Annotated in this window: 8 protein-coding genes; 6 read left to right on the top strand and 2 right to left on the bottom strand. The window is 73.5% G+C overall.

Annotation, left to right across the window (positions count from 1 at the left end; translation table 11 throughout):
• Positions 1–720 (top strand): DUF3014 domain-containing protein (locus N790_RS03085; RefSeq protein ID WP_043800591.1); only part of this gene is annotated, 720 nt, incomplete at its 5' end.
• A 7-nt stretch (positions 721–727) separates the two neighbouring features.
• On the opposite strand, the gene bla is transcribed toward N790_RS03085, so the two are convergent.
• Complete coding sequence (gene bla, locus N790_RS03080; RefSeq protein ID WP_043800584.1) at positions 728–1,615, bottom strand: subclass B3 metallo-beta-lactamase; 888 nt, start codon at positions 1,613–1,615, stop codon at positions 728–730.
• A 122-nt stretch (positions 1,616–1,737) separates the two neighbouring features.
• Between bla and N790_RS03075 the strand changes: the two genes are divergently transcribed.
• Genes N790_RS03075 through N790_RS03060 form a run of 4 tightly spaced genes read left to right on the top strand, consistent with a single transcriptional unit; the run spans position 1,738 to position 5,675 of the window.
• Positions 1,738–2,694: an MBL fold metallo-hydrolase gene (locus tag N790_RS03075; RefSeq protein ID WP_043800581.1), complete on the top strand. Its 957-nt coding sequence runs from the start codon at positions 1,738–1,740 to the stop codon at positions 2,692–2,694.
• A 57-nt stretch (positions 2,695–2,751) separates the two neighbouring features.
• Positions 2,752–3,882: a GGDEF domain-containing protein gene (locus tag N790_RS03070; RefSeq protein ID WP_052385650.1), complete on the top strand. Its 1,131-nt coding sequence runs from the start codon at positions 2,752–2,754 to the stop codon at positions 3,880–3,882.
• A 45-nt stretch (positions 3,883–3,927) separates the two neighbouring features.
• A complete protein-coding gene (locus N790_RS03065; RefSeq protein WP_043800579.1) occupies positions 3,928–4,965 on the top strand; it encodes a class I SAM-dependent methyltransferase in 1,038 nt (345 codons plus the stop codon).
• Complete coding sequence (locus N790_RS03060) at positions 4,962–5,675, top strand: pseudouridine synthase (protein ID WP_043800576.1); 714 nt, start codon at positions 4,962–4,964, stop codon at positions 5,673–5,675. The genes N790_RS03065 and N790_RS03060 overlap by 4 nt, the downstream gene beginning before the upstream one ends.
• An 88-nt stretch (positions 5,676–5,763) precedes the next feature.
• On the opposite strand, the gene N790_RS03055 is transcribed toward N790_RS03060, so the two are convergent.
• On the bottom strand, positions 5,764–6,246 hold the full coding sequence (locus N790_RS03055; RefSeq protein ID WP_043800574.1) for a YajQ family cyclic di-GMP-binding protein: 483 nt from the start codon (positions 6,244–6,246) through the stop codon (positions 5,764–5,766).
• Positions 6,247–6,433: 187 nt separating this feature from the next.
• Between N790_RS03055 and N790_RS03050 the strand changes: the two genes are divergently transcribed.
• A complete protein-coding gene (locus N790_RS03050) occupies positions 6,434–7,120 on the top strand; it encodes an RcnB family protein (RefSeq protein WP_211251940.1) in 687 nt (228 codons plus the stop codon).
• Positions 7,121–7,222 lie beyond the last annotated feature (102 nt).

Genomic DNA, 7,222 nt, shown 5'->3' with positions numbered 1-7,222 from the left:
GCGCCCGCCCCGGCGGTGGCGCCCGCGCCGGCGCCCGTGGCCGAAGCCCCGGTGCCGACCCCCGCGGAGCACCCGATCGAACAGGTGCCGGTGCTGCCCGGCGAACCCACCGAGCCGCTGCCGGCGCTCGAAGACAGCGACGCCAGCGCCTGGGCCGCGCTGTCGGCGCTGGTGGAAGGCGGCGACCTGGCCACCTGGCTGGTGCCGGAATTCCTGGTGCAGCGCCTGGTGACCACGATCGACCACCTGCCGCGCCGCGAGATCCCGCGCCAGGCCTACGTGGCGCGGCCGGTGGCCGGCACCCTGGTGGTGGCGGAATCGGGCGGCGGCCGCTATCTCGACGCGGCCAACTTCGCCCGCTACGACGCCGCGGTGAAGACCTTCGAAGCGCTCGACTCGCGCCGGCTGGTGTCGGCCTACGTGCGCTTCTACCCGCTGTTCCAGCAGGCCTGGCGGGAAGTGGGCCCGCCCGACCGCGCCTTCAACGACCGCCTGGTGGAAGTGATCGACCACCTGCTGGCCGCGCCCGAGCTGCCCGGCCCGCTGGCCCTGGTGCCGGCCGAGGGCAAGCCGCGCTGGGAGTTCGCCGACCCGCGGCTGGAGCAGGCCTCCATCGGCCACAAGGCGCTGTGGCGCCTGGGCCCCGACCACGCGGTGCGGGTGAAGGCCAAGCTGGCCGAACTGCGCGCGCTGCTGGCGGCGCAGCGGCCGGTGGGTTGAGCCGGGCTCAGTCGCCCGGCGTGGCCGCGGCCTCTTCGGCCAGGCGGCGGGCCAGCCAGTCTTCGCCGGCCTGGGCGTAGGCCTGGCAGGCCTTCGGGTCGAGCAGGGCGTTGCGAGACGGGTCGGCCTCGCGCTCGGCCAGCTTGTCGAACAGGCCCGAGAAGCCCGGGTGCGCCGACACCACCAGGTCGCAGGGCAGGGCGGCGACGCGGGCGATGGTGGCGCGGAATTCGGCCACGCGCGGCGGGTCGTCGCTGAAGCGGAAGCCGGGCGCGGAGACGGCGGTGAGACTGTCGGCGTAGACCAGGTCGCGGCAGTCGCCGCCTTCGCAGCTGCGCCAGGTCCAGGTGGTGCCGCCGGGCGTGTGGCCCGGGCTGGCGTGCATGCGGAACACCACGTCGCCCACCGACACGCTGCCGCCGTCTTCGATGACCTGGATGACGGCAATGGGCGGATAGCCGTTGGCCTTGTCGCCGAAGCCGGCCTGCGGGTCGTCGTGGGTGGTGGCGCCGCGGCGCATGGCCCGGGCGCCCGCGCTCGTGGTGAGCACCGGCGCGCCGCTCAAACGCTGCAGCGCGGCCAGGCCGCCGGCGTGGTCGAAGTGCGCGTGCGAATTGAGCAGGAAGCGCACGTCGCGGAGGTCGAAGCCCAGCGCGGCGACGTTGGCGGCGATCAGCGGCGCCGATTGCGGCAGTGCCCCGTCGATCAGCACCAGGCCCTCCGGCGTGGCCACCAGCACCGCGCTCAGCCCCTTGGTGCCCACGTACCAGCTGTCGCCGTGCAGCCGGAACGGCGCCTGCGGCTGGTTCCACTCGGCGCAGGCGCCGCATTCGATCGGCGCGGTGTCGGCCGGCGCGGCGGCAAGGGTGGCGGCAAGCAGCAGGAAGGCGGGCATCGTCGTCTCCGCGGGGGGAGGCCGATTATCCGGCAGCAGGACGCCGCCGTGGCGCCTGACCGATGGCCTATTGCATCAGCGCCTGACGCGCGCGAGCGTGGGGCATTCACGGGAGTTGCCCGATGGTCCGCCCCTGCTTCTGGCTGCTGCTGTTGTCGTGGCTATCGGCGCCCGCGTTCGCCACCGCGCTCGCGCCCGGCGTGCACTGGGTGCAAGGCACGTACGCGCCACCGCGCCAGCCCGACGGCAACTCCGTGCTGTTCGAAACGCCCGGCGGCTGGCTGGTGGTGGACAGCGGACGGCACCCCGCGCACGCCCGCGCCGTGCTCGCGGCGGCGGCCGGCCGGCCCCTGCGCGCGCTGCTCAATACCCATTGGCACCTGGACCACGTCGGCGGCAACCCGGCGCTGCGCGCCGCCGCGCCGGACCTGCGCGTTTATGCCAGCCCGGCCATCGACGGCGCGCTCGGCGGGTTCCTCGCCGACTATGCGGCGCAGCTGCGCATGCTGCTGGCGCGCGAACCCGGCGCAGCCGCGGCCGCCGACTGGCGCGCCGAACTGGCGCGCATCGAACGGGGCGATGCGCTGCGCCCCGACCGCAAGCTGCGCGGCGACACCGTGCTGGTGGTGGGCGGCCGCGAATTCCGCGTCGGTTTCGCCGCGGCCGCCACCGAGGGCGACCTGTGGGTGTTCGATGCCGCCAGCGGCGTGCTGGCCGCCGGCGACCTGGTCACCTTGCCCGCCCCCTTCTTCGACACCGCCTGCCCGGAACGCTGGCGCGCCGCGCTCGACCGGCTCGAAGCGACGCCCTTCACGCGCCTGGTGCCCGGCCATGGCGCGCCGATGGACCGCGCCGGGTTCGCCGCGTGGCGCAAGGCGTTCGGGCGACTGCTCGACTGCGCGGCCAGCGATACGCCGGAGGCCGGCTGCATCGCCGGCTGGCAGGCCGACGCGCAGTCCCTGCTCCCCGACGCGGCCGCGCGCCAACAGGCGGCCGAACTGCTGGCCTATTACCTGCCGGCCGTGCTGCGCAACCCGGCCACCGCGAACCGCCGTCGCGTGCCCGCCCCCGCGGCTTGACTGGCGCGGCGGCCTGTCGGACTGTGGCGGCGCGATGCCCGCCGCGCCCGCCACCGCGTGAAGACCACGCCTGCCCTCGCAGGGCGGGAAGAACTGCGCGCCTGGCGCCTTTCCCAGGTCGTCCGCGACACCTACGACCGCTCCAAGTTCGCCGGGTTCCTCTACCTGTTCGGCTGGGCCGTGGTGGCCTGGCTGGCCGGTGCGCAGGACTTCGCGCCCATGCCCACCCTGGCCATGGCGGGCGGCTTCCTGCTGCTGGGCGTGCTGCGCCTGCGCCTGCGGCCGCCGCCACCCGAGGACGCCGACGCCAACCGCCGCTGGCTACGCCACTACGCCTGGGTGCTGCCGCTGGCGCCGCTGGCCTGGTCGGGCGTGCAGGGCTGGATGCTGCTCGACCCGCGCTTCAGCGAGCAGGTGCGCATGGTGTCGCTGATCGCCACCATCGGCTACGCCACCGTGTTCGTGAACGTCTACACCACCGTGCGCAGCTTCGCGGCCGTGGGCGCCGGCGCGTTGTTCCTGCCGGCGCTGGCGCTGCTGTGGAGCCAGCCCTCGCAGCGCGCGCTGGCGGTGGCGATGAGCTTCTACGCGCTGTACCTGGTCGGCGCGCTGCTGCGCACGCACGCCGAATACCGCCGCCGCCTGGACCTCGACCTGGCCCTGCGCCAGCAGCGCGACCTCTATGAAGGCCTGAGCCGCACCGATGCGCTGACCGGCGTGCACAACCGCCGCCACTTCACCGCCCGGCTCGACGCGCTGGCGCAGGCGGCCGGGCAGGGCGGGCCGGGTTTCACGCTGCTCATCCTCGACATCGACCACTTCAAGCACGTCAACGACCGCCATGGCCATGCCGTCGGCGACGCCTGCCTGAAGGCGATCGCCGACCGCCTGCAGCGCGCCTTCCCGCCGCCGCGCGCGCTGCTGGCGCGGCTGGGCGGCGAAGAGTTCGGCGTGCTCTTCGACGGCCCCGAGCCCGAGGCGCGCCAGGCCGCCGAAGCCTTCCGCCATGCGCTGGCGAGCGGCCTGCTCGATGTCGAAGGCCAGCGCCTGCCGGTGACCGTGAGCATCGGCGTGGGCGGCTTCGACCCCGTGCGCCACGGCGATGCCGACGGCCTCTACCGCGCGGTGGACGCGGCGCTCTACGCCGCCAAGGCCGACGGCCGCGACCGCGTCGCCGTCGGCGGCTGAGCCCGCCGCGCTAAACTCGGGGCCCCTCGCTTCCTGGGACCGACCGTGCCGCACGGCCACCCCGACCCCGCGCTCGACACCCTGTTCCTGCCGCTCGACAGCGGCGCGCTGGCCTGGCCCGCGCCCGGCGAAACCCTGTTCCTGCGGGCGCGCGCCGGCGAGGCGCTCAACGCCGCGCGCGTGCACCGGCCGGTGTGCGAGCAGGGCTTCAAGCCCTGGGCCGACGTGCTGGCGAAGGAAGGCTTCGCGGTGTCGGACGCCAACGGCGGCCAGTTCCCGCTGGTGCTGGTGCTGCCCACGCGCCAGCGCGAGGAATCGCGCGCGCTGCTGGCGCGGGCGGTGGCGCAGGCGCGCCGCGGCGGCGTGGTGCTGGCCTGCGCCCCGAACAAGGAGGGCGGGCGTTCGCTGCAGGACGACCTGGAACGCCTGGCCGGCCCCGTGCACGTGCTCAGCAAGAACCACTGCCGCGCCGTCTGGACCGCGCCGCTGGGCGACGCGGTGGATCGCGCGCTGCTGGAGGAATGGCGGGCGCTGGACGCGCCGCGGCCCATCCTGGGCGGCCGCTTCCGCAGCCGGCCCGGCCTGTTCGCCTGGGACCGCATCGACGCCGCCTCGGCGCTGCTGGCGGCGCACCTGCCGGCCGACCTGGCCGGCCACGGGGCCGACCTGGGCGCGGGCTGGGGTTACCTGTCGGGCGAAGTGCTGGCGCGCTGCCCGGGCGTCACCGCGCTCGACCTGTTCGAGGCCGAAGCGCGCGCGCTGGCGCTGGCCCGCGAGAACCTGGCCGGCGCGCGGATCGCGCCCGGCTTCCACTGGCATGACGTCACCACCGGCCTGCCGGGCCGCTACGACTTCATCGTCAGCAACCCGCCCTTCCACCAGGGCCGCGCCGACCAGCCCGAGCTGGGCCGCGCCTTCATCGCCGCCGCGGGCGCCGCGCTGCGGCCGGGCGGGCGGCTGTGGCTGGTGGCCAACCGCCACCTGGCCTACGAGCAGGCGCTGGCGGAGGGTTTTTCCAGCGTGCGCAAGGTGGCCGACGCCGACGGCTTCAAGGTGATCGAAGCGGTGAAGGGAAAGGCATGAAACTGGTCAAGCTGATCGCCAACCTGGGTTATGGCAGCCGCAAGCAGGTGGCGCTGATGTTCCGCGAGGGCCGCGTCACCGACCCCGCGGGCGAGGTGCTGTACGCCGACGACGCGGTGGCGCATGCCGACGTGCGCGTGGACGGCGAACCGCTGGACCCGCCGCAGGGCCTGTTGCTGATGCTGCACAAGCCGGTGGGCTACACCTGCTCCACCAAGGACCCGGGCCGCGTGGTGTACGACCTGCTGCCGCCGCGCTTCCGCCTGCGCGACCCGATCCTGTCCACCGTGGGCCGGCTCGACCGCGACACCTCGGGCCTGCTGCTGATGACCGACGACGGCGCGCTGCTGCACCGGATCACGTCGCCGAAGTCGCACCTGCCCAAGGTGTACGAGGCCACGCTGGCCAACGACCTGCGCGGCGACGAGGCCGCGGTGTTCGGCAGCGGCACGCTGATGCTGGAATCGGAAAAGACGCCGCTGGCGCCGGCCGGCTTCGAGGCCCTGGGCCCGCGCCGGGCGCGCATCACCCTGGTGGAGGGCCGCTACCACCAGATCCGGCGCATGTTCGCCGCGGTGGGCAACCACGTGGAAACCCTGCACCGCCACACGCTGGGCGGGCTGGGCCTGGGCGAGCTGCCGGCGGGGCAGTGGCGCCTCCTGGGCGAGGCCGACCGCGCCACCCTCTTTTCGCCGAACGTGCCCTTGTAGGAGCGGCTTCAGCCGCGACCGCCCTTCGCGAAAATCGGTCGCGGCTGAAGCCGCTCCTACGGTTGCGGCGACGCAATGCGCCGCGCGCTCAGTCGCGGAAGTTGTCGAACTGCAGCGGGATCTCGAAGTCGGATTTCTTGAGCAGGGCGATGGCGTCCTGCAGGTCGTCGCGCTTCTTGCCGCTGACGCGCAGCTTGTCGCCGTTGATCTGCGCCTCGACCTTGAGCTTGGCTTCCTTCAGCGTGGCCACGATCTTCTTGGCCAGCTTCTGCTCGATGCCCTGCTTGATGGTGACCTTCTGGCGCGCCTGGGCCAGGTTCACCTCGGGCTCGGCCACGTCCAGGCAGCGGATGTCGATGCCGCGGGCCACCAGCCGGCCGCGCAGGATGTCGAGCATCTGCTTGAGCTGGAAATCGCTGGGCGCCTTCTGGGTGACCACGAAGCCGTCCAGCTCGAAGCTGGCGTCCTGGCCCTTGAAGTCGAAGCGGTTGCCGAGTTCGCGGTTGGCGGTGTCCACGGCGTTGGTGAGTTCGTGCTTGTCGACTTCCGAGACGACGTCGAAGGAGGGCATGGCGATATCGGTGGTGAGGGGCCTGCGCGGATTCTAGCCGAGCCCGCGCGGCCGCCGCACCGGGCTGAATGGCCGCAAACGTTCACATGGTCGAAACGGCGGATTCAACGCGAATTCAGTGCCCCGGCCCAAGTATCGGCCCCGTGGACGGCAACCGCCGCCACGCCCGAACCCCGAGGGACCCGAAATGAAAAAGTTGATGCTGGCTTCGATGACCCTGCTCCTGGCCGGCGCCACCGCCGTGCCGGCGTTCGCCGACGACGACAAGCGCAGCGTGGGCGGCTCCTACGCCACGCAGGGTGGCAAGGGTCCCTGGCGCGAGGATCGCGAGGAGCGCCGCGAGGACCGTCGTGACGATCGCCAGGATCGCCGCGATGACCGCCGCGAATGGCGCGCCGAGCGCCGCGACGACCGCCACGACTGGCGCGAAGACCGCCGCGAGATCCGCGAGGACCGCCGCGACCACCGCCAGGACTGGCGCGCCGAGCGCCGTGACGACCGCCGCGACTGGCGTGACGACCGCCGCGACTGGCGGGACGATCGCCGCGACTGGCGCCACGACCGCCGGGACGACTACCGCCACCGCTATTCGCGCCACGACGACCGCCGCTGGAGCGGCTACCACTGGCGTCCGGAATACCGCTACCGCGCGCCGCGCTACGTCTACCCGTCGGGCTACCGCAGCTACCGCTGGCAGGTGGGCCACCGCCTGCCGCCGGCCTACTACGGCCGCCCGTACTACGTGGACTACCGCCACTACCGCCTGCCGCCGCCGCCCTACGGCTACCACTGGGTGCGCGTGGACCGCGACGTGGTGCTGGTCGCGGCGGCCACCGGCCTGATCCTGGACGTGCTGTACGGGCTGTACTACTAAGCCCGCGTCCTTCCCTTCTTGTTGACTCCGGGCCGGCCTTGCCGGCCCTTTTTTTTGGTACTTCACCCAAGTCCGGGATCGGCGCCGTCGCCACGGCGGAAG

It is taken from the genome of Arenimonas malthae CC-JY-1 (assembly GCF_000747075.1).
In the GTDB taxonomy this organism is placed as follows: Bacteria; Pseudomonadota; Gammaproteobacteria; order Xanthomonadales; family Xanthomonadaceae; genus Arenimonas; species Arenimonas malthae.
This window is presented reverse-complemented; position numbering and strand designations above follow the sequence as displayed.

Coding starts and splice junctions, on each gene's coding strand:
- N790_RS03055 (WP_043800574.1), bottom strand. CDS start 6,246: ATGCCCTCCTTCGACGTCGTCTCGGAAGTCGACAAGCACGAACTCACC.
- bla (WP_043800584.1), bottom strand. CDS start 1,615: ATGCCCGCCTTCCTGCTGCTTGCCGCCACCCTTGCCGCCGCGCCGGCC.
- N790_RS03060 (WP_043800576.1), top strand. CDS start 4,962: ATGAAACTGGTCAAGCTGATCGCCAACCTGGGTTATGGCAGCCGCAAG.
- N790_RS03075 (WP_043800581.1), top strand. CDS start 1,738: ATGGTCCGCCCCTGCTTCTGGCTGCTGCTGTTGTCGTGGCTATCGGCG.
- N790_RS03050 (WP_211251940.1), top strand. CDS start 6,434: ATGAAAAAGTTGATGCTGGCTTCGATGACCCTGCTCCTGGCCGGCGCC.